Below are 25,654 nucleotides of genomic sequence, written 5' to 3' on the forward strand. Positions count from 1 at the left end.
CCTACACTCTTTTCTTCTTAGGTACGAGCTTATGAATACGTTCAACCACATTCTCTGTCGTCATTCCAATTTCACCAAGTAGGTCATTTACAGATCCATGCTCGATAAATTGATCTGGAATTCCCATTCGATCAATTTTTGCATTTTGATATTCATGCTCATTGGCAAATTCAAGTACCGAACTTCCAAATCCACCCAACAAGACTGATTCCTCAATAGTTAATACAGGAAGATTTGAACCCAAAATTTGATGCATCATATCATTATCAAGCGGTTTAATAAAGCGAGCATTTACGACTCTTACTGAAATATCTTCTTTTTCGAGTAACTCTGCTGCTTCAAGTGCCATCGGAATCGTAGTCCCAAACGTTAAAATAACAGCATCTGTGCCGGGCTTTACAACCTCCCAAGAACCAATTGGAATAAGCTTAAGCTCTTCATCCATTTCGACTCCAAGACCGTTTCCTCTCGCATATCGTAATGCAATAGGACCGTCATCGTAATGAATAGCCGTATTTACCATATGCTGACCCTCATTCTCATCCTTTGGCATCATGATGACCATATTAGGCATATGTCTTAAGAAGGCAATATCGAACACACCTTGATGTGTTTCCCCATCTGCCCCTACCAAACCAGAACGATCGATCCCAATGAATACATTCAGATTTTGACGACAAACATCGTGCAAGACCTGGTCATATGCTCTTTGTAAAAACGTCGAATAAATTGCGAGAAACGGCTTCAGACCTTGCGTTGCAAGGCCAGCAGCCATCGTAGTTGCATGCTGTTCAGCAATTCCCACATCGTACATGCGATCTGGAAATTCATTCGCAAATTTTTCAAGCTTTGAACCTACGGGCATAGCAGGTGTAATTGCGACAATTCGCTGATCATTTTTTGCTAGCTTCCGAACGGCCTCACTAATAACAGCACTCCATGCTGGAGGTGCATTTACCGGTTTTACGAAATCGCCTGTTTCAATTTTATATGGGCCTGTTCCATGCCATGTACCTACTTTGTCTGTTTCAGCAGGAGTATAGCCTTTTCCTTTTTTCGTAATCACATGGACTAGTACTGGGCCCTTTGTTTTCTTTGCATATTGAAGAGTTTCAAATAAATCCTCAAAATTATGTCCATCAATCGGACCTAGGTATGTGAATCCTAGTTCCTCAAAGAAGACTCCAGATACAAGAAGATATTTAAGACTATCTTTCACACGCTCAGCTGTTGCTGCAAGTTTTCCACCTACAGCTGGGATTTTCTTGAGTAAGAGTTCAAGCTCATCTTTTACCCAGTTATATTTACCTGCTGTACGTAATCTCGCAAGGACATGATGAAGAGCACCTACATTTGGTGCTATTGACATTTCATTGTCATTTAGAATGACAATCATGTCTTTCATTTCATGTCCGATATGATTTAATGCTTCCAGTGCCATCCCACCCGTTAAGGCACCATCACCAATGATGGGAACGACAAATTCCTTAGTTCCTTTTACATCACGTGCAACAGCCATTCCCATCGCTGCGGAAAGACTCGTTGAGCTATGTCCAGTTTCCCAAACGTCATGCTCACTTTCAACACGCTTCGGAAACCCACATAGCCCTTTATATTGACGCAATGTATCAAATTCACAAGCCCGTCCTGTCAAAATTTTATGTACATAGGACTGGTGTCCAACATCCCAGATAAATTTATCCTTTGGACTGTTAAACTCCTTATGTAATGCAATTGTTAATTCAACAACGCCAAGGTTAGGGCCAATATGTCCACCGGTCTTTGAAAGTTTCTCTATTAAAAATTGACGGATATCCTGACTCAAATTATTCAATTCGTCTATAGACATATTTTTAAGGAACTTAGGGTCTTTAATACTTAGAAGATCCAAAGGTTTCACTCACTTTCATTTACTATTAGCGCATTTCATATACTTTGATTGAGTATATTTAATGATCTCTAGATGCGATTAGATTGCACATATAGTCTAGTATATCATGTTTCATATCAACACTATATAAAAACCGTTTTGCTTCATCTGTATGAAAAGTTAATTTTTCCTTTGCACCTTCAAGCGTTAATAAAGCAGGATATGTATTTTTATGATTGCCTGTATCACTGCCGACCGGTTTCCCAAGTACAACTTCTGTGCCTTCAATATCTAAAATGTCATCACGAATTTGAAAAGCTAAGCCTAAATGATGAGCAAATTGTGTGAGCTTATCGAGCTGTTCACTAGTAGCATCTGCAAGAATTGCCCCTGCAATTACACTATATGCTAATAATTTTCCAGTTTTATGGCGATGAATGTATTCTAGTTCTTCTAGGTTTAAGACTGCTCCTTCACCTTCCATATCAGCAACCTGTCCACCAACCATTCCTTCAGGTCCTGAGGCTTTTGCTAACTCAGTAATGAGTAAAAGCTTCTTTTCAGGGGAGATGTGGTCTCTCATGGATTCAGAAATTACCTGAAAGCTATAAGTCAAAAGGGCGTCCCCTGCTAAAATCGCGATTGCTTCTCCAAAGACCTTATGATTGGTTGGCTTTCCCCTACGAAGATCATCATCATCCATACTTGGAAGATCATCATGAACAAGGGAATACGTATGAATCATTTCAATTGCACAAGCAGTTGGCAATCCAATATTCTCATCTTTACCAAAGGAACGAAGCGTCCCTAACAGCAATAACGGGCGAATTCGTTTCCCACCTGCTTCAAGCGAATATTGCATGGCATCCTTGATGTTTTGCGGAGCTGATAAGTGTGAAATATACGTTGGCAGCTGCTCTTCAATATTCTTCTTTTGTACGTTTAAAAATTGCTCTACCTCAGTTTGTCTCACTATTATTCTTCCTCCTGAATCGTAAACGGCTCAAGTTCGCCATCTTCACGCAAAATTTGCTCCATTTGCTTTTCAACGTGCTGAAGCTTGTCATGACAAAGCTTTGAAAGCTTCATTCCATCTTGGAAATAAGTGATTGCTTTTTCTAATGGGACATCCCCTTCTTCAAGACGCTCAACAATATGTTCGAGCTGCTCCATTGCTTCCTCAAAGGATAATACCTTCTCTTCACTCATTTACTGTCTCTCCTCTATCTCAATTACTTCACAGTCAAGATGACCGTCCTTAAGCTTCACCTTGATTCGATTCCCCATTTCAACTTGCTGTACACTTTTCACTATATGTTCTTCCTGATCGTATACAAGGCTATAGCCACGGTCCATGATTTTTAATGGACTAAGTGCTTCAAGCTTTGCTACTGTCGATGAAAAGACATATTGCTTTTGTTTTAAAATTTGTGCAAATTCCTTTAATAGCATTTTCGTATTTAGGTCCTGCTTTTGCTTTGCTTGAATAAGCTTTGCACTTGGATGGTTATGCTGCAATCTTAGCTTTAGCTTTTGAAATTCCTCTTGCTTACGAGCAATTGCCATAACACCTTCTCTTTCTAAACGTTCTACCAAGCGATCAAGCTGTTGCTCTTTCTGATCATAGAGATTCTTTGGAAAACGAAAAGCATAGGATTTTTTTAATGTATCTAATCGTTTCGTATCATTTACCAGTTTTTCCTTCATAGCACGTAATAGACGTGTGTGTCTCACTAATAAACGTTCTGAAAGCTCGGCCATATGCGGAACAGCCAATTCCGCTGCCGCTGTTGGTGTAGGTGCACGTAGATCCGCAACAAAATCAGCAATCGTAATATCTGTCTCATGTCCTACCGCTGAAATAATCGGAACCTTCGACTGAAAAATCGCGCGTGCAACAATTTCCTCATTAAATGCCCAAAGCTCCTCAATCGAACCACCACCACGTCCAACAATAAGTACGTCAATTTTTCCAAATTCATTCGCTTTTTGTATGGTCTTTACTATGGAAGGTCCTGCATTGACACCTTGGACTAAAGCAGGAAAAACAATGACCTTTGCAATCGGATATCTACGTCTTATCGTTGTGATAATATCCCGGATTGCTGCACCTGTCGGCGATGTAACAATCCCAATATAATGAGGGATTTTTGGAATTGGCTTTTTATACTTTTGCGAAAAAAGCCCTTCTGCCTCAAGACGCTTTTTCATTTCTTCATAGGCTAAATATAAATTCCCGATTCCGTCAGGCTGCATTTCTTTTACATAGAGCTGATAATTACCGTTCGATTCAAATACTGTAACCTCACCGCGGAGTAATACTTTCATCCCGTTTTCAGGGGTAAACTTCAACTCACGGTTGTAGCCAGCAAACATAACAGCTTGAATTCGTGCTTGTTGGTCCTTGATTGTAAAATACATATGCCCACGACTGTGTGCTTTAAAATTTGAAATTTCCCCCTTCACCCAAATATCTTGAAGGTGCGGGTCGGCATCAAATTTACGCTTAATATACTTGGTTAGAGCTGTTACGGTTAAATAACGATTTTGTTCCATTCTAACCGATCCCTACTTCCTTGAAAGAAGGGCAACATTCTTTGATGATTGAACTGTATTATGCAGAAGCATTGTAATCGTCATTGGTCCGACGCCCCCAGGTACTGGTGTAATATAGCTTGCTTTTTTCTTTGCATCATCAAACACAACGTCACCAACAAGCTTTCCAGTTGATTCAAGACGATTAACGCCAACATCAATCACAACTGCACCTTCTTTAATATAGTCAGCAGGAATAAAATTCGCCTTACCAACAGCAGCAACTAAAATATCAGCTTGAAGAGTCATTTCTTTTAGATTTGTCGTTTTTGAATGGCAATAGGTCACGGTAGCATTTTCTTTAAGGAAGAGCTGACCAACAGGTTTTCCAACAATATTACTTCTTCCAACAACAACGACATGCTTCCCTTCAATAGAAATCTGCTTCGATTTCACCATTTCAATAATTCCAAATGGTGTACACGGAAGGAAGGCATCTTGTCCAGTCATCATTCGTCCAATATTAATTGGATGGAAGCCATCTACATCTTTTTCAGGTGAGATTTTTTCGATAACAGCTGTTTCATTAATTGTTTTTGGCAATGGTAATTGAACAAGAATTCCATGGATAGATGGATCTTGATTTAGGCGGTCAATTTCCCCAAGTAAAAATTCTTCTGTGATCGTCTCCGGATATTCAAGCATTAAAGAATGAATGCCAGTTTCCTTACACGCTTTATCTTTTCCTTTTACATAGGATCTTGAAGCTGGGTCATTACCAACCAAAAGCACAGCTAAACCTGGTATGATTCCTTCCTGTGATAACTTCTGTACTTCCTTTGCAAGTTCGTTGCGTTTTGTTTGTGCTAATTCTTTCCCACTAATTATCTCTGCTGCCATTTTCAACTCTCCCTTTATACATCAAACAATTTTTGAGTTATACATAGGTATGATCACTTCAATAATGTATCTTTTATTTTCGATAGAATCGCATTGATGAAACGACTAGAGCTATCATCACCAAATTCTTTGGCGAGCTCAATTGCCTCATCAATACTTACTTTTACGGGAATTTCCTCTACATATTTCATTTCAAAAACAGCAATTCGTAAAATCGACCGGTCCACATTTGCAAGTCTTTCTAAATTCCATTTTTCTAGATGCTCTCGTAATAACTCATCAATTTCTTCTTTATGTTCGACAACTCCATGAACGAGTTGCTCCAGGAAAGGATCAGAAGACTCTTCTTCCAATACGCTTTCAATCGCTTCCTTCGGATCACTCTCGCTTACATCAACCTGAAATAACGATTGCAAAGCCTTCTGTCTAGCTGTACGTCTTTTCATACTAATTATTTCTCCTTTATGTATATAAAACTTTTGTCCCTATCAGTTACATTCCAATAACATGATAATATCATAAAATAATTTCAAAATAAAAACCAATCCTTAAATGGAAGAATAAAAATAAAAAAGTCTGATAGCGTTTGCCATCAGACAGTTCTCACTTGCTTACATTTCTTCTTCGATTTGAACTTCCGGTTTTTGGGATTCAAATAAGACACCAACAACGTGGATGTTTACCTCATTTGCATCTAGAGCTGTCATATTCAATAAAGCTTGACGTACATTGTCTTGAATTTGACGAGCAACGTTAGGAATGGATACGCCAAAGTTCATGACACAGAATACATCCACAATAATACCTGTTTCTGTTAATTCAACTTTAACACCTTTTCCATGATTTTTCTTTCCAAGTTTCTCAACTACACCTGTAGCAAAGTTACCTCTCATTGAAGCTACTCCTTCAACCTCTGAAGAAGCGATACCTGCAATTACTTCGATTACCTCTGGTGCGATTTCAACCTTACCAAGACTGTTGCTACCTTGATTCATTTCTAAAATATTCGTTTCCGCTGCCATCAGCAAGCACCTCCTATATTTAACTTTATTCAGTCCATCACTTCTATATGTGGTGGATAAATGCTGGATGAGTAATCAATTCAGATGGGGGTTCAAATCCCATCTGAATAAAGTTAAGCCTCCGCCGGATGCCACGATTTTTCATAGGAAATTTCCCCCGCATTAACTGGCACTATGTCCTTATGAAGGGCAACTTCCAGTTAATGCCCGATTGGTTCAACTAACAATCTGTGAAATAAAGCATCTACTGATTGAAGTTTCACTGTATCTCGCATAGGATCAAAGACTAAGTTCGCCACATCCTGTGGCAGCGTCTTTGTGACCCACCTCGTGTGTGCTTAAAAAAATCGGGCGCAAATACGCCAAGGCGTATTTGATTGTACTACTTCATAACCTCATATAATTCAAGAAATTTTGTATTGAATTCCCCACCTACAAATTTTTCATGATTCATTAGACGGAGGTGGAAAGGAATCGTCGTGTGTACACCTTCAATTACAAATTCACTAAGCGCACGCTTCATTCTTGCAATTGCTTCTTCCCTCGTTGCCCCATATGTAATGAGCTTTGCAATCATGGAATCATAATAAGGGGGTATTGAATAGCCTGGATAGACAGCAGAGTCTACTCTTACCCCAAAACCACCAGGTGGTAGATACATTTCAATCTTCCCAGGAGAAGGCATGAAATTCTTCTCAGGATTCTCTGCATTGATTCGGCATTCAATTGCCCAACCATTAAAGGTTACATCACTTTGAGTTAAGGAAAGCTCTTGTCCAGATGCAACACGAATTTGTTCCTTGATTAGGTCTACACCGGTTACCATCTCTGTAACGGGATGCTCAACTTGAATTCTTGTATTCATTTCCATGAAGTAGAATTTATCATTGATATGATCATAGATGAATTCGATTGTTCCCGCACCTGAATAGTTAACAGCTTGAGCTGCTTTAACAGCAGCATCACCCATTTTTTGTCTTGTTGTTTCGTTTAGAGCAGGTGATGGAGTTTCTTCAACAAGTTTTTGCAAACGACGTTGAATCGAGCAATCTCTTTCTCCTAAATGTATCACATTTCCATGGTTATCTGCTAACACTTGAATCTCTACATGACGGAAATCTTGAATATATTTTTCAATATATACCCCAGGGTTACCAAAGGCTGTTGCTGCTTCTTGCTGAGTGATGTTGATACCTTTAACTAGCTCCTCTTCATCCTTAGCCACACGGATCCCTTTACCGCCGCCACCAGCAGTAGCTTTGATAATAACAGGGTATCCCATATCATTTGCAAGTGCGATTGCTTCCTCTGCATCCTTGATAATTCCTTGAGAACCAGGCACGATTGGTACCCCTGCTTCTCTCATTGTTTCACGAGCAACATCCTTTGTACCCATCTTGTTAATGGCTTCAGGACTCGGACCAATGAAGGTTAGATTTACTTCACGGCAAAGCTCTGCGAAATCCGCATTTTCTGCTAAGAAGCCATATCCAGGGTGAATACCTTCGCTTTCTGTTAGCTTTGCCACGCTAATAATATTTGTAAAATTCAAATAGCTATCTTTTGAAGATTTAGGTCCAATACAATAGGCCTCATCTGCTAATTGAACGTGAAGAGATTCACGGTCTGCTTCAGAGAAAACGGCTACCGTTTCAATTCCAAGCTCTTTACAAGCTCGAATGATACGGACTGCAATTTCTCCTCGATTTGCTATTAATATCTTTTTTAACATACGGTCGCTCCTTACTTATGCTTTTACTAGGAATAATGGTTGGCCATACTCCACAAGCTGACCATTCTCAACTAGTATTTCAACGATTTCTCCATTTACTTCTGCTTCGATTTCGTTAAATAGCTTCATTGCTTCAACAATACATACAACAGAATCTTCTTTTACTTTATCACCTTTTTGAACATACACATCAGCATCTGGTGATGGAGATGAATAGAAAGTACCAACCATCGGTGAAACAATTTTATGTAAGTTTTTATCAACTGCTGGTGCAGTTGCAACAGGTTCTGCTGGCACTGCCTGTGGTTGTACCGGTTGCGCAGCAGGCTGAGCTACCTCTGTAACAACTGGAGCAACAGGCTGTGCTTGTACCTTGCTTTCAACAACTGTTTGAACAGCTACTTCTTTATTTTTTTTCATTTTAATTTTTGAGCCTTCGCTCTCAAAGGTAAACTCATCAATATTTGATTGATCAACTAACTTAATAAGCTCACGTAGCTCTTGAATTTTTAACATTCCTTACACTCCTTGTAAATAAATCAAAATATATTACGAAATTTTAGAGTAGCATTTTATTGCTAGTATTAGTACCACATACTAATATGATACGATATTTAAAAGGGTCATTTCAATATTTTGCAGAGATTTTTTATCGAAAACGCTAACATCGGTAATCCAATCATACCAAATCTTTTCCTGATTTTCATTTTTTTATAAAAAAACAAAAAAGCACGGCCATTTATACCGTGCTTTCGTTAACATTATTTTTCTTTTTCACCAGATACTTCAAATTGTACTGCCACATTTTGAAGTTCACCTAACTCACTTCGAACAAGTCGTAGGATCTCGTTAGCTTGCTTCTTTGAGCTATCCTTTGATTTAACTGTAATTTTAATTTTATCGCCCTCTACTCGAACTAGAGCATCGTCGTAGTTATTACTTTTAATCATTGTTTCAATAATCTTTTCTTTTGTCTGAATATCATCTAGCTTTTTTAAATCTTCATATGCTTTATTTTTTTGATCAGCAGTAAGTTCTGTTGAAGCTGTTTGTTCTTCTAAAGTGCTTCTTAATTTACTACGATGCTCGTCAACCTGAAGACGTAATTCCGCAAACATATCATCACTTGCAACAGAAGAAATGACATTGCCATCTTCATCTTCTTCTACAGTAACACTCGTACCGTCTTTATTCTCAGTGGATGTTTCTTTATTATCAGTGGATGTTTCCATATTTTCTTTTTCATTGTCCTTTTGCTCGTCTTGCTCCACTGCAACATTATTATTGTTATTTTCAGGTGTTGTAATGTAATAGACTGACAACACAACAACTAGACTTAGCATTGTTAATAACCACACCGTTTGCTTTTTCAATAACATTTTATGAATCCCCCTTCGTTTTCCTTGGTACAACAGCTACTTTATGATTTGGAACATCAAATCCTTTTGTAACAGCCTCCACTACCATTTGTTTTATTTTCGCGTTCTCAACACCCTTAGCGACGATTAGAACACTGCGTATTTCTGGCTTTTCAATTTTCAGGACGATTGGTGTTTCTGAATCACCACTGCGAATGATTACAGTTTGCTCATCTGATGTAATATCCTCTACTTGTCGTTTCCCACCATCCCTGTCCTCTTCATTTGTGATTTGGCTTTGGGTTACGGTGTTCTTTTCAAGTATTTTTGTTTCAGTAGCATCTACACTAACCGAAACGATTACGTCTTCGACACCAGCAATGGCTTCAAGTGCCTCCTTGAGCTCGTTTTTATAACGATCCTCATATTTTGAAATTGCCATTGTCAGGTCATCCTTTTGCTGCCCAAATGCTGGCTCATCTTTTGCACTTACATCTGAAGATGCAGTCATCACAGAAGATGTTGGTTTATCATCTGAAAATAGATTACTTATTAACATAAAGACAATTCCAACTCCTAATAAAAGCAAGAAATATTGATTTTTCCTGTTTCCCTTTTTATCTGGCGGATCATCCTTAGATCCGGGGAACATCCCTTTGATTGTGTTCAAAATTCCTTTGTTCTTATCCATCTACGACTCTTTCCCCCCTTCCACAGTGACTACGATTTTTTCTGAGTCAATTTCCCATCTAGTAGATAATGATTTTGTGATTGCTTTGACGTTGGTTTGGTCTACTTTTTTATTCACTGGTTCAATCTGTTTGGAGGTATCAATCTCAACTTGTTTGACTACTGGGACATTATCAGGCTCGGCAGTCTCTTTTGATAGCACCACCTCGATTGACTGAATGTCATCATAAGAAACAGTCTCATTGTTTTCAGCTTCATTAGTAAGGTGTATTGCTACATCTTGAACTGTGAGATTTGCTTGATTTTTCATCAACTCCTCTTTAATGTCATTTATGATTTGGACTTGCACTGTTTCTACAGCATATGCACGTTGTGAGGCTTGTATTTCTTTTTTCTTCAAATCTATTAAATTTTCTAGATTTTTTTCGGTTTGAACCGGCTTTAAGTTCATATTTAACAAGGCCTGATCCAAATCAGATTTAAAAAGGGAGAACAACGGAGTTAAGATAATTAGGATTAATAATAGCCCTGTTACCATTTTCACGTATTTTTGCATACTCGAATTTGGCAACAGCATGTCCACAATTGTGGCGAGTAAAATAAATAAAATAATATTCGTTATCCATTCAGCAATAAAACTCAGCGTCCTCACCCCCAATCTCATTTGTTATCTAACCATTAATGTCAGGTTTCCAGCAGCTACAATGACCGTGATACTCAGGAAAAACATCAGCGACACGATTGCTAATGCTGCAAAAATATAAATGACACTTTTACTGATGATATCTAAACATTCAATGACAGGTCCTCCTCCAAGTGGCTGTAAGAGCGCTGCTGCCAGCTTATAAATAATCGCTAAGGACAGCACCTTGATTGCCGGAAACGTAGCAATTAACAAAAGGATTACCACCCCAAAAATCCCCACTGTATTTTTTAATATAACTGATGCACTTATTACGGTATCGGTGGCATCGGTGAACATTCGACCAATGACAGGTATAAAATTGCCGGTAAGAAATTTTGCCGTCCGGATTGTTATTCCGTCCGCAACCGCTGTCGTGGTTCCTTGTACGGATATCACTCCAAGAAAAATGGTCAAAAAGACACCAATGATTCCAATACTCACATTTCGGAGTAACTTGGCAAGCTGTGTCACCTTGTACTGTTCACTTAAAGTACTTACGATGCTCAGCAACGCAGACATAAACAAGAGCGGTAAAACGATATATTGAATCAAAAGCCCACTTGTATTCATTAAAAATAAAATCAGTGGGTGGAAAAATGCCGCTGATGCTATTCCACCTGATGATGCTACTAATGCAAGCAATAATGGCACTAATGCTAAGATAAAGTTGATCATCGACTGGATGGCTTCCTCTGTGTACATAATGGCAACCCGGAAGCTATTTAACGCGATGATGATTAACACCATATATACAATCGAATAAGCGACCTTGCTGACAGCGCTTTTCTCAAATGAATTTTGAAGTGTTTGTAAAAACATACTAAAAATCGTAAGCATGATCAGTGTGCTAAGAAGCTTTCCATTTGCAATTAACTCGTGGAACACGAATTTGACGAGTCCAAGAAGCCATTCCTTCAATGACAGCTCTTTTTCGCCGCGGATGAATTCTAGTAAACTACCCTTTTGACTTTCAGGTAAATACCCGCCATATTCCGTTACAATTTCATCCCAAAATTGTTTTATTTCGTCGATGCCGAGGGTTTCTAACTGTTCCTCAACCTGATTTTGAATTTGATTGTCGATGATTTCTTGCTGTGAGGGTGAGGCTTGTACAATTTGAGGTAAAGAAAAAAAGAAAAGCAATAAGATTAGGAAAGAAAAAGCTTTACTACCGGTCACGCCAACCACCCCCTTGAAACATTCGTTTCAATAGATTAACTAGGAATAAGCCCAATTATTGTTTCTATTAAAACTGTTAATATTGGTATCGCCATTGCTAAAATTAAGATTTTTCCTCCGAGTTCAATCTTTGAGGCAATTGATCCTTGACCTGCATCCTTTGTAATTTGTGCTCCAAATTCAGCGATATAGGCAATTCCGATGATTTTAAGAATTGTTTCAACATACACAGTGTTCACATTTGCATTAATGGCAACCTTCTCAAGCATCCGAATAATATCTGCGATTTCTCCAACTAAAAAGAGAAAAATCACACAGCCGATAAACACAACAAGCATAAAGGCAAAGGTTGGTTTTTGTTCTTTTACAATGAGTGCTAGAAAGGTTCCAATTAAACCTAATCCAACGATTTGAATAATCTCAATCGCTCATCCCCTCCTTACCCCTGAAAGAGGAATACAGATTTAATCTTTTTAAAGAGGTCCTCTACGATTGTTGCAACCATAAACAGGATATAGATGAAGCCCAAAAGTGTAACCCACTGGGCGTACTCCTTTTTACCCATTTGATCTAGGATTGTATGGAGAAAGGCAACCACTATTCCTACACCGGCTATTTGAAAAATAATATTTACATCCACTCCCATTCGCTTCTTCTCCCCCTAAATCAATAAAATGACTACTAATAATCCTGACAAAAAGCCCAGGCTTTTCACCATTTTTTCATAACGCAATTGTCTATCTTTTGCTTCGCTTTCTTCTCGTTCAAGATGGGTAATAGCAAGCAAAATGTGCTTCTGCTGTGAAGTTCTGTCATGCTGCCCAAGTGTCTCACCAAACTGCTGAAGAATCTCAGTTTCTCCTTGGTGAAAAGCGGTCAACTTAGACACTTGTTTCAGACTCTCATCCCAGGCTACCTTGACACTGACCTCGCCCGTTTGAAGCCGTTTTGCAAAACCTTCGAAAAAATAAGAAACTGGCTTCGGAATTTGTCGTGAAAGATGGGTAGCCACATCAATTAATGGAACATGTCCATACATGATTTCTGCCTCTAGTGATTGCAAGGCCGTTTTAAGCATCCTGAGCTGGCGAGGCCTCTCACTTAATTTGCGTGCCGCTTCAAATCCAGCCCATGTTGTTGCAAGTAATATAAATATGGCTCCAATTATTTTTATCATTTACGTCACGCTCACTTTTGGTAAAAGTTGCTTTCCAGTTGGACCAAGGATGGCTTTTACAGTACCTGGTCCTTTTGTGCGTGATAGCTCTACATATCTCTCCATTACTCCTGCGTTTATCATTGTTTCTAGAGACGGTCGCTTCATGAGGTCAGAAATCTGATGACCATGTGCTGTGACAATCAAGCTTACACCAGCATTTACAGCCTCCATAATTGCCTGACTGTCTTCCTCTCTACCAATCTCGTCCACTATTAAAACATCAGGACTCATCGACCTAATCATCATCATCATGCCCTCTGCCTTCGGACAGGCATCTAGTACATCAACCCTTGGACCTAGAGATACTTGTGGAACACCTTTTACACAACCAGCAATCTCAGAACGTTCATCAACGATTCCCACTTTCATTGCGGGAATACCTCTCGATTTAATTCCTGAACTGATCATCCTTGCAAGGTCCCTTAATAATGTTGTTTTACCGGTTTGAGGCGGACCAATTATGATGGTGTTTTTCCAATATGAGTCATAGAGATAAGGAGCAAGTGGTGCAGCAACACCGATTTTTTGTTTGGCAACCCGAATATTGAAGGAGGTTACATCTCGAATGGCTTTGACTTTTCCCTTTTCAGTAATGACCTTACCAGCTAGTCCCACTCGATGCCCGCCTTGGATTGTGACATAGCCACGCTTCAACTCTTCCTCAAGTGTATAAATCGAATATTGACCTAGCTTGTTGAGGAGCTGAAGGGCATCTTCACCTGTAACGATATAGTTATGGAAAATCGGGATTCCATTCTCAATAACTTCAAGAGGTCTCGAGACCCTAATTCGGATTTCTTCCATTTTTTCTATTCTTTCTGGAGGATACTTAGCAATTAGGTTAGCGATTGATTTCGGTAATACCTCAACTATTTCATTCATATAGTAAACTCCTCATATGATCTCTCATAATTCAATGTATGCTAGCTTGGACACATTATGCCTACTCATCCGATTTCTACCGGAAGATACCATACAAAATAAACCCAACCCCAAGCCCTATGAATAGAAGCTTTGAATAAGACAGCTGGTCTGCTAATCCGATTAGACCGATCGACATCGTCGCTATCAAAATAAACGGACCGACAATCGCCAGTAGCGCATTGACGGCTAGTGCCTTTTTCACATCATTAAAAGCCAGCATTAATATGGCTGCCGTAATTTCCAAACATCCAGAGATAATCCTCAGTCCAGCCATCGTTAAAACAGAAGAATCAAACATCGAAAACATTCGTTTCATCGTAGTCCCCACCCAATAAAATTTCTTTTGTACAACCTATGCTTGTTTAATTAAATTCAGAAGGGAAATTTTTTTGATGATATGTAATGTGGTAGAAGTACTGTAGATTTTATAGATAAAAAAAGAACCCACCTCAAACGGTGAGTCCTCAACATTATTTATTATGCGCGTGATATATAAGATCCTTCATCTGTGTTGATGATTAACACATCTCCTTCATTAATGAAGAAAGGAACTTGTACAACTAAGCCTGTTTCAAGAGTAGCTGGTTTAGAACCACCAGAAGCAGTGTCCCCTTTAATACCAGGCTCTGTTTCAGTAACTTTAAGCTCAACTGTATTTGGAAGCTCGACCCCTAGCGTTTCGCTTTGGAACATCATGATGTGAACTTCCATATTTTCTTTCAAGAACTTTAACTCATATTCAATCGCAGATGCTGGTAGCTCGATTTGCTCATAGGATTCATTGTCCATGAATACATGTGAATCACCATTCGCATATAGATATTGCATTCTACGGTTTTCGATTTGTGCTTTTGCTACTTTTTCACCGGCGCGGAAGGTTTTTTCTTGCACATTACCTGAGCGTAAATTACGAAGCTTCGAACGAACGAATGCAGCACCTTTTCCTGGCTTCACGTGTTGGAAATCCATAACTCTCCAAATTCCACCATCTACCTCAATTGTCAAACCTGTACGAAAATCGTTAACTGAAATCATATATTATTTCCTCCTAATTCAATTGGTGACAAATCTTTGTCTAAAGAATAATTAATTCCTTTTTAGAGAAAGTAAGAGTTTCGTTGCCGTCTTTTCTAACAACAAGATCGTCTTCAATTCTCACGCCACCTAAACCTGCTATGTATATTCCTGGTTCACAGGTTACGATCATACCTGGTTCAAGTACATTGTCAGATCGGAATGATAAGGATGGCTGCTCATGAACCTCCATACCAAGTCCATGGCCGGTGGAATGACCAAAATATTCGCCATATCCTTTTTCCGCAATGTAATCACGAGTTAGAGCATCAGCTTCTTTACCTGTAATGCCAGCCTTGATCCCTGCCATACCACGAAGTTGAGCCTCTAAAACAACTTCATAAATATTTCTTAGTTCATCGCTTGGAGTACCAACTGCAACGGTACGTGTGATGTCAGAACAATATCCTTTATAGTATGCTCCATAATCTAGAGTTACAAAATCACCCTTTTCAATCACTTTATCGCTTGCTACCCCGTGTGGTAAGGCAGAACGATAACCTGATGCAACAATTGTGTCGAATGAAGATGAAGTAGCACCCTGTTTTCGCATAAAGAATTCTAACTCAGTTGAAACTTCAATTTCTGTAATGCCAGGACGAATCACATCTAAGATATGTGTAAAGGCGGCGTCAGCTATCTCCGCTGCTTCCTTTAATATCTTAATCTCTGATTCTGTCTTAATCAAGCGTAACTTTTCAATTGTACCTGATACAGGGACAAGTTCTGCCTTCACTTCTTTATCGTATGCAGTATATGTCGCAAAAGAAAGATCCTCCTGCTCAAATCCAAGCTTTTTAATTCCCATTTTTTCAGCTTGTTTAGCGACCTCTTCAATGATCGGACCTGAATGTTGCACAATTTCAAATTCCTTCACTTGTTCATTTGCTTGCTCCACATAGCGAAAATCTGTAATAAAAACTGACTTCTCTCGAGAAATGAGGGCAACACCTGCTGTGCCGGTGAAATTTGTTATGTAACGTCTGTTGTAGCTATTGGTAACCAATAAACCATCGATTCCATAGCCAGAAAAACTCTCTCGTAATTTTTCTAATTTACTCATCTAGCTTTCCCCCTAAATGCTCTAATACGTAAAACTCCCTTAAAAATAGAATGTTCGAACAAGAACATTCTATCATAATTCCCCTTCATTTACCTACTCATTTGTAGAGACAGCTTGCCTTTCTCCCTTCATTTCATTTTGCTCAAATGAAATCGAGTAACCAATAAAGACACCATATAGTATATAAAAGCATATTGTAGTAATAACTGTATTACGGTCAAGTTCGGCAACGGTTTTGATATCCGGAAAGATTGGATTAAACAGATAAAACACAATTAGCCATAAAACGATGCCAAAACCGACACCAACCCAAATGGACTTTAACTTTTTTAGTAAAGCATAATATATAAATGCTACTCCGATTGATATAATACCAATCACAAAAATTCCAATAAACTGACCTAACACACGATTTTTCCAATCACCAAGGATCCATGGCTTAAGAATTAGATTTGGGCTAAGTTCAGTAAAATGGAAAACATACGTAAAATAGGACAGCAAACTCCAAAAAATGCCCCCGAACAAACCTATCACAACAACCTTACCGATTATAGACATCTCACGGTCTTTTTTATTTTGTTCAAGTTCTGGATTCTTTTTTTCAGCATCTACCATAGATCAACACCTCCATTTGGTAGTATGTCCAGAACTTTTTTAATCTATATAAAAAAGATTCGTGGAAAAATGTGTAGTAATGGAAATTGCTGGGCACAATAGTAAATGTTTATTGGAATAAAAATAAAATTGTCATAATTGATGTTGTTAACATAGAGGTTTATTAGTATTTCTTGTAGAATATATATAAGAAGAAGTACTTATTTTTTTTACAATTATCAATTAATTTAATGAAATATACGAGCAACAACGATATTGTTTTATAATACAATATAAGTATAGCTTTCAGGAGGTGTATCTCATGAAACGTCGTAAATCAAATATAGTCGTCATGATTTTACTAGGATTAGGTGCACTTGGATTTGTCTACACTCTATTCACTCGTCCGGGTTCATTACTCGTGCAAGCAGGCATGATTTTCCTATTCATAGGTATAATCTATCTACTATATAAATTTGTGATTAGTCGACGAATGGGAGGAAAGGAACATTCCGCTTATTTACGCGCAGCTAAACAATCAAGGAAGCGATTTAAAACTGGAAGTCAAAAAAAGGCACAGACTATTGGAGTGGGCAGTAAGAAACCTACGACAAGCGCGACAAAACGATCGACTGTATCGTCTATTCACAAAAAGAGAAAAACGAATACGACACACCTAACCGTAATTGAAGGAAAAAAGGGAAAAAAGAAGAATCGAGCATTATTTTAACTTTATTCAGCAGTTGACTGAATAAAGTTTTTTTGATTCTCCTTTAATAACCCCAGGTTCGTAAAAAGGCTTCAGCACGCTTTTTACCTATCTGAATGAGTTCTTGCTTTTTTTCATCCGTTACACTAAACTCTGTCGTCAAACCACTTTCAATTGGTATAAAAATGATGTTTTTTTCATGTCGACGTGAGATATAGCGTGCATCATGGGCATTTTTCATGGTTTCGAAGAGGGCTCCAAACATATCGATGGCATTGTTAATTTTATTTTGTTTTTGCTGCTGACTATTTCCACTCAGCTTAATTCCAAGGACAGGGCGTTTTTTTAATTTTTTTTCTTCATCAAAAAGCCAAATTGGAAAGTTTGATAATACCCCACCATCCACTACGATTGTATTGCCTTGATAGTCTTTTAAACGGACGGGCTCAAAAAAATAAGGGAGGCTACAGCTCATCCGAACCGCTTTTGCAACCGGAAAGGATGCCGGATGAATGCCATAGCGTTCTAAATCATCTGGCAACACTATGATTCTTCCATTCGTTAAATCAGAGGCAATAATCCTTAATCGACCTTGCGGGAGGTTTTGAAAGGTCACAACACCCTTCGCGCGGAGCTTTTGATAAATCCATTTCTCTAACATATCGCCTTTATATAAACCAAGCCGCCAATATAAAAGAAGCCATTTAGCTAGGGGTGTAGGCAACAGGGCTTTTCGTTGATCCAAAAAAGCACTGAGGTCTAATTCTTCCATGAGGGCAATAATTTCACCACTTGTGTAACCCGCCGCAATTAGGGAGGCAACTAAGGAACCTGCACTAGTTCCGGCCATTCTTTTAAAAGCCAATCCCCTTGCCTCAATTGCCTGATACGCGCCAATTAGCGCAAATCCTTTTATGCCTCCACCCGAAAAAACGCCATCGATTAACATAGAACCCCTCCCAATCCCCCACTATAGAAGTAAGGGAGTTCTGCTAAAAAATGTTAAAACAATGCCTTTATACATTTGTAATCACGAAGCTTGGGAATTAGTACGTATGATTATCTTTGAAAATAAAAAAAAGAAGGAATCGATTTGATTCCCTCTTACTGTTTAAATTACAATCCACATTTTAGTTGAGCATTACAGTTTGTACATGTGTTACATCCACCAAGATCTTCTACTGTACCTTGACGACATACCGGGCATGTATCGCCTACTTCAGAACCAATTGTAACGTCAGTTTGACGTAAATCCATGATAGTATCCATAAGGACTACACGGTTTTTTGGTTTTTCTTCTTCCTCTGTTGTAACTTCTGTATCATCAAAAGTATTCTCTTCCGCTTTTAATGTAAGAACTTGAGCGTCCCGGCTTCCATCAACGTAAACCGTTCCACCTTTTGCTCCACCTTTGTAGAGGCGCTCATATACAGCTTCTACTTGAGAAACAGTATAGCCTTTTGGTGCATTAACAGTTTTACTGATGGAGCTGTCAATCCAACGTTGGATGACGCATTGTACATCAGCATGTGCTTCGGGTGATAGCTCCATTGCAGAAACGAACCAGTTAGGAAGGTTGTTTGGATCTGCTTCTGGATGCTGCTCTAAATATTCCTGAACGATATCTGCTTTTACTTCAATAAACTTACCTAAGCGTCCACTTCTGAAATATGAGAATGAGAAGTAAGGTTCTAAACCTGTTGAGACGCCAACCATTGTTCCTGTGCTGCCTGTTGGAGCCACAGTTAGTAAGTGTGAGTTACGAATTCCGTGTTCTTTGATTCCTTCTTTGATATCTTCAGGCATTTTTTGCATGTATCCAGTATTTATGAAGGCTTCTCTGATACGATTGCCATCCTCTTGTGAATTACCTTCTAAGAATGGAAAGCTGCCTTTTTCTTTTGCTAATTCGATTGAAGCACGGTAAGCAGTTGTTGCGATTGTTTCGAACACATCGTCAACTAGCTTATTTCCTTCCTCTGAACCATATTCGGTCTCACAGTAGATAAGGAGGTCGTGTAATCCCATAACACCTAGACCAACACGGCGCTCACCTAACGCTTGCTTTTTATTATCTTCTAAGAAGTATGGAGTTGCATCGATTACGTTATCCTGCATTCTTACTCCAACTTCAACTGTTTGCTTAAGCTTATCAAAGTTAACAGTTTTAGTGTCTTTATCAACCATTTCAGCTAAATTAACAGCTGCAAGGTTACATACACTGTATGGTGCGAGAGGTTGCTCCAGTTCTCGCAAATGTTATCCTACCGGCTTTTTATCCGATAGTTCTTACGGTTGAGTTCCCGTAAGTTCAGCATACATTTTAATTACACAAACTCTTCATGAACCTTAGTAATTCTTTTCTTCCACGATCTTCACCAAATACAGCTTTTGATATAACTCTGAAGTCTTTTACACCAAATTCTGTTTGGATATTTATTAATAACGGAGAAATAGTTGTTTTAATTTTATTAAATGGTGCTCTAGAAACAATTTCGTTATTATCAATTGTCCAGCGAATAATGTAATCCTTTATATCGTGATGAATAATCTGTCTTCGTTCTACATAATGGATTGTTGCTCTTTTTATAGCAACCTTTCCAGCACAAGACTGGCTACAATATTTTTTGGCCGATGTAATAAATGTTTCAAATTGCTTCGCACATTGTTTACAAAATCTTATTTCACGAGGAGTTTTAATATAGCCCTTTTTCATTCCACTTTTTCTTTTTTCTTAATCCACTAAGCATTTTCCGTCTTGCTACACTGTCCTTTGCCCATAGGAGTTTTGTATGATCGCCTATTTTCTTTTTGGTACTCTCACTATGTCTAAGGTTAAAGTGCCCATTCAATTCTCCAAATGCAGCCTTATTAAGTGTTGTGTGTTCAGAATTTATCCATTCTGTGATGACTGAATTTAAAGTGAATGTTAGTGTCATATATAGGTCTAACAATTCCTCATAAGAAATTAATTCACAATCAATATTGTGCTTATCAGCAATTATTTCTAGAACTTTTTTAGCATCTTCATTAGCTTTTTTATTTCGAGATTTAATTTCAACTATCTTCTTTATTTCTCCGTTTTCCCCATAGAAGAAAAAATCAGGCTTATATACTTTATACCCAACATCAAAGTTTGTATCTTCATAGCTCCAAGGAACAGAATGAAAATCAAGGTATCTTGCATATGCGTATTCGTATGAACTCCTTAAATAATGTTCTTTATAGAATCCCGCATATCCTCTATTCATTCTCTCACCTCAAATTTTCACGTCTTGATTTGGGTTGTTTATGAAATTGTGTAATTTTGCGGCCTCGTGGATGGATTATATTCTGTTATAACAGGTTCACCATCTATGCGTTGCCCCTGACTGAGTCTTTACTTTCAGCCTTCGGTTCGGGTTGCCAATCTCAGGATCCCCGCTTTATTCCGCAATGTTTAACGTGAGGCAAGCTATTTACCACACGGATTTGTTGCAACAACTTTTTGACCGTAGCTTTGCGCGTTTGTCATTTCGTTTGCATTATCAATAAAGAAAATTCCTGGTTCCGCAGCATAAGTAGCACAGATATTGATTAGGTTCCAAAGCTCTTTTGCCTTGATTTTACGATATACACGTACTTTATGGCCTAGTTTTTCCCACTCACGTACGTCCCCAACCTTATGCCATTCTTCATTGTAGATTTTCATCTCTTCTTCATTGTAGCTTTCAACATCTGGGAATTTAAGTTCATATAACCCATCGTCTTCAACAGCCTGCATAAAATCCTTAGTGATACACACAGAAATATTTGCACCTGTTAAGAACTCCGGATTATGAACACTATAAGTTCCACCAGTTACTAGCTTTTGTTCAGCGTCTTTTATGATTTTATCACTAAATCCACCAAGACCAGGAATTTGTTTATAGTTCACAATACCTTGGTACATTTGAACCTCTTGCTCTGAAAACGGAGTGAATTTTAGCTTTTCTTGAGCGTATTTTTTAATTGTTTCATCTTCTGTATTTTCGATTAAATAACGAAGAATTCTTGGGTTTTGCATTTTTGAAATGATGAATTCAATAATGTCCGGATGAAAATCCGCAAGCATGATCATCTGAGCTCCGCGTCTTGATCCACCCTGTTCAACAAGATGTGTTAATTTCGCAATGTCATCTAACCATGAAACAGAACCAGATGACTTACCATTTACACCGCGTGCTAGTGTGTTACGTGGACGTAAGGTAGAACCGTTTGTTCCGACACCGCCACCACGGCTCATGATTTCCATGACCTGTTTACGGTGCTCAGAGATACCTTCACGAGAATCCTGAATATACGGCATTACGTAACAGTTAAAATACGTCACATCTGTATCCGCACCCGCTCCGTAGAGAACTCGTCCAGCTGGAATGAAGTTTAGACTTACAAGCTCTTGATAGAACTTTTCAAACCATTCCTTACGCTTCTCTTCCGTGTTCTCAACTGAAGCTAAACCAGTGGCATTTCTCTTTGCAATTTGCTCATAGAAGACTTCAAGTGGCTTCTCAATAACGTCAAGTGAACGATTAACAATTCCTGTTTCCACTTCTTCAGGATTGTCCAACACACCGCGATACTCTTCATCGACTAGCACCTGTGCTGTCTTTTGTTCCCAATCGATGTCAACGATGAAACCTAAACCACGTGCAGGAAACTTAGGATCTTCCTTAATGGTTAGAACAACAAAGTCACCTTCTGCAAGTGTAAGCTTCTCAGTATCCTTAAAGGTATACCTATCAAGCATTACAAGCCTAGATACACCTTTATGCGTTATCTTCATGTCCTCTGTAATTGGATGGACCTGAGGAAAAAGGCGTATATCCTGGTTCAACCTTTCAACATTAATATTCATTTTTTCTAGCACAACAGTCATTCTCACATCTCCCTTAAATCTATTAATTCAATTGTGTTTATTTTAGTGTGATAAAATTAAAGTATCATATATCCATATTAAAGACAACACAAAAATCAATATATAGTGTTTAAATAATTTTCGACACTACTACATATTGATTTTTATATAAATAAAATCTATTTTGTCAAACTAAAAATAGTATAATAAATAAAGAAAAACAGAGGAAAAACTAGGTAAACTAAATTATTTAGTCTTTTTTGAAGAATTTTGTCGGTTGCTTTTTACCTATATTAGCCAAAACTCAGTTACACCAAAGATTTCCGGTTTTATCCAAGTAAAAAAACGACTAAAAAAAGTCGTTTATCGTTTAAAATTCCATTCATCTGTTTTGTATCGTCTTTCTGCAATTTCATGTACATAGTTCAATTCTTCATCTGTCAATTGATAAGGTTCAAGCACAATATCTAGTCCTTCCTCAAAACCTTCTTTAAAAGCCTGCTTTGCTTCTTCATTTGTAACTGGAATCTCTCTTAATGCATTTATAGCAACTGCTTTATTTTTAAAATTGCGTTGCATTCTTTCCCTGACACGTTCATTTGAATATTTAAATAGATCGAATAATTTATCCTCATCTATATCTAGTAGGATCGAACCATGCTGAAGAATAACACCCTTCTGTCTCGTTTGGGCACTACCAGCTACTTTCCTTCCTTCCACAACAAGCTCGTACCAAGAAGGTGCATCAAAGCACACTGCAGATCGTGGATTCTTTAATCCTTCCCGTTCTTCAGCAGTCTTAGGAACAGCAAAATACGCATCTAAACCTAGTTTTCGGAAGCCTTGCAAAATTCCTTCAGAAATGACACGGTATGCCTCTGTTACCGTTTTGGGCATGTCAGGATGCTCTTCCGACACAATCACACTATATGTAAGCTCCTGATCGTGTAGCACTCCTCTTCCGCCTGTTGGACGACGAACAAAGCCAAGACCATATTTTTTCACAGCTTCAAGATCAATTTCTTTTTCTACCTTTTGAAAATAACCGATTGAAAGAGTTGCTGGATTCCAACCATAAAAACGTATCGTCGGTGGAATTTTCCCCTCGCTGTTCCAATCAAGTAACGCTTCATCTAATGCCATATTAAACTCTGGCGAACAATGGCCAGAATCAATAAATCTCCATACCTCTTTTTCCATACGAAACCCTCTTTGTTCTATATTGTTTGCCATTCCTTAGTCTATCAGAACAAAAATTGTTTTTCAAAATCAAAACCTCCAGAGAATTCCTTTGATTCTTTTTAACCACACGAATATAATAGAAAATGAGAGATAGAAAAAGGAGTAGATTGATTTTGGAAATACTTTTAATTGTTTTAGGTGCACTCATTGCATACGGAATTTTTACATTCTTCTACCAAAGAAAAATAGTAACTATTTTAAACGAAGAACAGTTTCGTGAAGGATATCGTAAAGCACAACTGATCGATGTCCGTGAACCAAACGAATTTGACGGGGGTCATATTCTAGGTGCACGTAATATACCGTTATCACAAATGAAAATGCGCTTAACAGAAATCAGACCTGATAAACCAGTCTACTTATACTGCCAAAACACTGTTCGTAGTGGTCGTGCAGCACAATTACTTCGTAGAAAAGGCTATAAAGACCTTTACCAGCTACAAGGTGGCTTTAAAAAGTGGTCAGGTAAAATAAAGAAAAAATAACCTATTCCATCATTGGAATAGGTTTTTTTCATGCCCCTTTATGATAAAATATGGAAAGAATAACCCGAGGTGATACTTTGAACATTTCGAAAGGACTTTACCATACCATCTACCACCCAAGACTAATCATCATCCCACTTATCGTGAATGTGATTCTAACATTCATTGGGGTATTAGGGGTTTATTTTGGCTTTACTCCATTTTCATTTTCCAATTTTGACATTCAAATACCCTATGGGATTCCACTTTTAGATGATGTCATTTTTTCTTTATATGAGCCTTATACAAGTAACTGGCTACTTACTAGCATTGCCACCATCGGAATACTACTTATAAAAAGCTACGCACTTAGCATGTATCTCGGCTCCATGAAATGCTTTTTAGAGGGACCTGATAATACATATTCAATATTAAAAATAGCACCCTATTACTTTGAAAGAATGGTACAATTTTCAATAATTGAGCTCCTAATCAGTATCTTACTCTCTCTATTAGTTCATACTTTTTGGCCACTAGCCATAATAGTAATTCTGATTGTACTTTTTTTCTCCCTAACTCCATACATAATTGTCTTAGAAGATGCAACTGTTAAAGATGCCATTGTAGAATCGCCGAAACTATTTATACAAAATCTTGGAACCCTATTACTTATTGTATTTGCCTCATTTATTTTGACATTTTTAATCGCTAAGCTTCCATTTACTGATAAAAAAGTGGCATACTATATTGTTTCTCTTCTAAATAGTTTTTTGGGAACCACCATGATATTTGCTATGATGGATTGTTTACATAAAAGTATTTTTAAATTCAGCTTGCCAACTAAGAAAATAAAAAAATCAAGAAAGCTGTTCCCACCACTCTGGATTGCTGCACTTCTTTTACCATTACTAGGTGCTTTGTTGCTTTCTGGATAAAGAGAGCTTAGTTAAATAAATGATCTGGAAGAAATTTAGGTGAGGAAACTTATCGAATAGAGGGTTTGCGGTATACATTTATCGTTTTGCAGTTTGGTGATATACCGTTTATGTATACCATTTTTCGTTTTTCGACTTGGCGATATACCGTTTAGGCCGTTTGTGGTATACCATTTATCGTTTTACTGTTGGGTGATATACCGTTTATGCTGTTTGCGGTATATCATTTTTCGTTTTGCGGCATTGTGATATACCGTTTAGGCCATTTGCGGTAATCATTTATTGTTTTACGGCTGGGTAATACACCGTTTAGACCGTTTGCAGTATACCATTTATCGTTTTTCGACTTGACGGTATATCATTTATTGTTTTACAACTGCCAAAATATCCTCAATAGTGATTGCTTGCGTTACCTTTCACACATCATAACTCCAAAAAATGGAACGCATCTAAACTTTGCATTCCCCTTTTACCCATTTCAATCGCAAAAGCGGCACGATTCTACTTAGTGTTACTCTTTCGCACATTGCAAACCCCAAAAACACGAAAAAGACCAACCATATTGGCTGATCTTGTGTTTGCC

General features: G+C 38.1%; 28 protein-coding genes and 2 pseudogenes. 3 read left to right on the top strand and 27 right to left on the bottom strand.

All coding sequences use genetic code 11. The features are described from left to right. Position 1: 1 nt before the first annotated feature. From dxs to V7097_RS12690, 21 genes are all read right to left on the bottom strand, one after another. Positions 2 to 1,891: a 1-deoxy-D-xylulose-5-phosphate synthase gene (gene dxs, locus V7097_RS12590; protein WP_335703970.1), complete on the bottom strand. Its 1,890-nt coding sequence runs from the start codon at positions 1,889 to 1,891 to the stop codon at positions 2 to 4. Between the two features lie 58 nt (positions 1,892 to 1,949). Then, positions 1,950 to 2,843, bottom strand: a complete 894-nt coding sequence (locus V7097_RS12595) for a polyprenyl synthetase family protein (RefSeq protein ID WP_335703971.1) — start codon at positions 2,841 to 2,843, stop codon at positions 1,950 to 1,952. Positions 2,844 to 2,845: 2 nt separating this feature from the next. Next, positions 2,846 to 3,079 (bottom strand): exodeoxyribonuclease VII small subunit, encoded by a 234-nt coding sequence (locus tag V7097_RS12600; RefSeq protein WP_335703972.1) that lies wholly within the window; start codon positions 3,077 to 3,079, stop codon positions 2,846 to 2,848. Beyond that, positions 3,080 to 4,426, bottom strand: a complete 1,347-nt coding sequence (gene xseA, locus V7097_RS12605; protein ID WP_335703973.1) for an exodeoxyribonuclease VII large subunit — start codon at positions 4,424 to 4,426, stop codon at positions 3,080 to 3,082. Between the two features lie 12 nt (positions 4,427 to 4,438). Continuing rightward, the gene (folD, locus tag V7097_RS12610; protein WP_335703974.1) at positions 4,439 to 5,305 is read right to left on the bottom strand and encodes a bifunctional methylenetetrahydrofolate dehydrogenase/methenyltetrahydrofolate cyclohydrolase FolD; all 867 of its coding nucleotides are present in this window, start codon (positions 5,303 to 5,305) and stop codon (positions 4,439 to 4,441) included. A gap of 53 nt (positions 5,306 to 5,358) precedes the next feature. Then, entirely contained in the window at positions 5,359 to 5,751 is a 393-nt protein-coding gene (nusB, locus tag V7097_RS12615; protein WP_335703975.1) for a transcription antitermination factor NusB, read from the bottom strand. A 165-nt stretch (positions 5,752 to 5,916) separates the two neighbouring features. Continuing rightward, the gene (locus V7097_RS12620; RefSeq protein WP_335703976.1) at positions 5,917 to 6,327 is read right to left on the bottom strand and encodes an Asp23/Gls24 family envelope stress response protein; all 411 of its coding nucleotides are present in this window, start codon (positions 6,325 to 6,327) and stop codon (positions 5,917 to 5,919) included. A gap of 382 nt (positions 6,328 to 6,709) precedes the next feature. Next, the gene (accC, locus tag V7097_RS12625) at positions 6,710 to 8,059 is read right to left on the bottom strand and encodes an acetyl-CoA carboxylase biotin carboxylase subunit (RefSeq protein WP_335703977.1); all 1,350 of its coding nucleotides are present in this window, start codon (positions 8,057 to 8,059) and stop codon (positions 6,710 to 6,712) included. A gap of 15 nt (positions 8,060 to 8,074) precedes the next feature. Then, positions 8,075 to 8,575 carry an acetyl-CoA carboxylase biotin carboxyl carrier protein gene (accB, locus tag V7097_RS12630; RefSeq protein WP_335703978.1) on the bottom strand — a complete coding sequence of 167 codons (501 nt, stop codon included), beginning with the start codon at positions 8,573 to 8,575 and terminating at the stop codon, positions 8,075 to 8,077. 245 nt (positions 8,576 to 8,820) lie between these two features. After that, positions 8,821 to 9,438, bottom strand: a complete 618-nt coding sequence (locus V7097_RS12635) for a SpoIIIAH-like family protein (RefSeq protein ID WP_335703979.1) — start codon at positions 9,436 to 9,438, stop codon at positions 8,821 to 8,823. 1 nt (position 9,439) lies between these two features. Continuing rightward, complete coding sequence (gene spoIIIAG, locus V7097_RS12640) at positions 9,440 to 10,108, bottom strand: stage III sporulation protein AG (protein ID WP_335703980.1); 669 nt, start codon at positions 10,106 to 10,108, stop codon at positions 9,440 to 9,442. Further along, on the bottom strand, positions 10,109 to 10,759 hold the full coding sequence (gene spoIIIAF, locus V7097_RS12645; protein ID WP_335703981.1) for a stage III sporulation protein AF: 651 nt from the start codon (positions 10,757 to 10,759) through the stop codon (positions 10,109 to 10,111). Positions 10,760 to 10,774: 15 nt separating this feature from the next. Continuing rightward, positions 10,775 to 11,971, bottom strand: a complete 1,197-nt coding sequence (spoIIIAE, locus tag V7097_RS12650) for a stage III sporulation protein AE (protein WP_335703982.1) — start codon at positions 11,969 to 11,971, stop codon at positions 10,775 to 10,777. Positions 11,972 to 12,006: 35 nt separating this feature from the next. Next, a complete protein-coding gene (gene spoIIIAD / locus V7097_RS12655) occupies positions 12,007 to 12,396 on the bottom strand; it encodes a stage III sporulation protein AD (RefSeq protein WP_335420607.1) in 390 nt (129 codons plus the stop codon). 14 nt (positions 12,397 to 12,410) lie between these two features. Then, positions 12,411 to 12,617, bottom strand: a complete 207-nt coding sequence (spoIIIAC, locus tag V7097_RS12660) for a stage III sporulation protein AC (RefSeq protein ID WP_057997579.1) — start codon at positions 12,615 to 12,617, stop codon at positions 12,411 to 12,413. Positions 12,618 to 12,632: 15 nt separating this feature from the next. Next, on the bottom strand, positions 12,633 to 13,148 hold the full coding sequence (gene spoIIIAB / locus V7097_RS12665; RefSeq protein WP_335703983.1) for a stage III sporulation protein SpoIIIAB: 516 nt from the start codon (positions 13,146 to 13,148) through the stop codon (positions 12,633 to 12,635). After that, entirely contained in the window at positions 13,149 to 14,072 is a 924-nt protein-coding gene (gene spoIIIAA, locus V7097_RS12670) for a stage III sporulation protein AA (RefSeq protein WP_335703984.1), read from the bottom strand. A gap of 76 nt (positions 14,073 to 14,148) precedes the next feature. Then, positions 14,149 to 14,430, bottom strand: a complete 282-nt coding sequence (locus V7097_RS12675) for a YqhV family protein (RefSeq protein WP_335703985.1) — start codon at positions 14,428 to 14,430, stop codon at positions 14,149 to 14,151. A gap of 161 nt (positions 14,431 to 14,591) precedes the next feature. Further along, positions 14,592 to 15,149: an elongation factor P gene (gene efp, locus V7097_RS12680; RefSeq protein ID WP_335703986.1), complete on the bottom strand. Its 558-nt coding sequence runs from the start codon at positions 15,147 to 15,149 to the stop codon at positions 14,592 to 14,594. 40 nt (positions 15,150 to 15,189) lie between these two features. Beyond that, the gene (locus tag V7097_RS12685; RefSeq protein ID WP_335703987.1) at positions 15,190 to 16,251 is read right to left on the bottom strand and encodes a M24 family metallopeptidase; all 1,062 of its coding nucleotides are present in this window, start codon (positions 16,249 to 16,251) and stop codon (positions 15,190 to 15,192) included. A 93-nt stretch (positions 16,252 to 16,344) separates the two neighbouring features. Then, positions 16,345 to 16,866, bottom strand: a complete 522-nt coding sequence (locus tag V7097_RS12690; RefSeq protein ID WP_335703988.1) for a YqhR family membrane protein — start codon at positions 16,864 to 16,866, stop codon at positions 16,345 to 16,347. A 301-nt stretch (positions 16,867 to 17,167) separates the two neighbouring features. Here V7097_RS12690 and V7097_RS12695 point away from each other — a divergent pair, with 301 nt between their 5' ends. Further along, positions 17,168 to 17,575, top strand: a complete 408-nt coding sequence (locus V7097_RS12695; RefSeq protein ID WP_335703989.1) for an SA1362 family protein — start codon at positions 17,168 to 17,170, stop codon at positions 17,573 to 17,575. Between the two features lie 43 nt (positions 17,576 to 17,618). On the opposite strand, the gene V7097_RS12700 is transcribed toward V7097_RS12695, so the two are convergent. The 6 genes and pseudogenes from V7097_RS12700 to V7097_RS12725 all read right to left on the bottom strand — a co-directional run bounded on the left by V7097_RS12700 (position 17,619) and on the right by V7097_RS12725 (position 23,630). After that, positions 17,619 to 18,503 carry a patatin-like phospholipase family protein gene (locus V7097_RS12700; RefSeq protein ID WP_335703990.1) on the bottom strand — a complete coding sequence of 295 codons (885 nt, stop codon included), beginning with the start codon at positions 18,501 to 18,503 and terminating at the stop codon, positions 17,619 to 17,621. Positions 18,504 to 18,670: 167 nt separating this feature from the next. Next, positions 18,671 to 19,798 (bottom strand): annotated as a pseudogene (locus V7097_RS12705) (vitamin B12-dependent ribonucleotide reductase); the annotation flags it as partial. A gap of 79 nt (positions 19,799 to 19,877) precedes the next feature. Further along, on the bottom strand, positions 19,878 to 20,270 hold the full coding sequence (locus V7097_RS12710; protein ID WP_335703991.1) for a hypothetical protein: 393 nt from the start codon (positions 20,268 to 20,270) through the stop codon (positions 19,878 to 19,880). Further along, positions 20,251 to 20,805 (bottom strand): hypothetical protein, encoded by a 555-nt coding sequence (locus V7097_RS12715; RefSeq protein WP_335703992.1) that lies wholly within the window; start codon positions 20,803 to 20,805, stop codon positions 20,251 to 20,253. Before V7097_RS12715 ends, V7097_RS12710 begins: the two co-directional genes overlap by 20 nt. A gap of 206 nt (positions 20,806 to 21,011) precedes the next feature. Next, a pseudogene (locus V7097_RS12720) lies at positions 21,012 to 22,451 on the bottom strand (vitamin B12-dependent ribonucleotide reductase); the annotation flags it as partial. Positions 22,452 to 22,793: 342 nt separating this feature from the next. Beyond that, on the bottom strand, positions 22,794 to 23,630 hold the full coding sequence (locus tag V7097_RS12725) for a lipoate--protein ligase family protein (RefSeq protein ID WP_335703993.1): 837 nt from the start codon (positions 23,628 to 23,630) through the stop codon (positions 22,794 to 22,796). A 155-nt stretch (positions 23,631 to 23,785) separates the two neighbouring features. Between V7097_RS12725 and V7097_RS12730 the strand changes: the two genes are divergently transcribed. Both V7097_RS12730 and V7097_RS12735 read left to right on the top strand, forming a co-directional pair. Beyond that, a complete protein-coding gene (locus tag V7097_RS12730; RefSeq protein WP_335703994.1) occupies positions 23,786 to 24,157 on the top strand; it encodes a rhodanese-like domain-containing protein in 372 nt (123 codons plus the stop codon). Between the two features lie 77 nt (positions 24,158 to 24,234). Continuing rightward, a complete protein-coding gene (locus V7097_RS12735; protein ID WP_335703995.1) occupies positions 24,235 to 25,071 on the top strand; it encodes a hypothetical protein in 837 nt (278 codons plus the stop codon). Positions 25,072 to 25,654: the final 583 nt, after the last annotated feature.

Origin of the sequence: Bacillus sp. JJ1562, assembly GCF_036962705.1 — a bacterium.
Classification (GTDB): Bacteria; Bacillota; Bacilli; order Bacillales; family Bacillaceae_L; genus Ferdinandcohnia.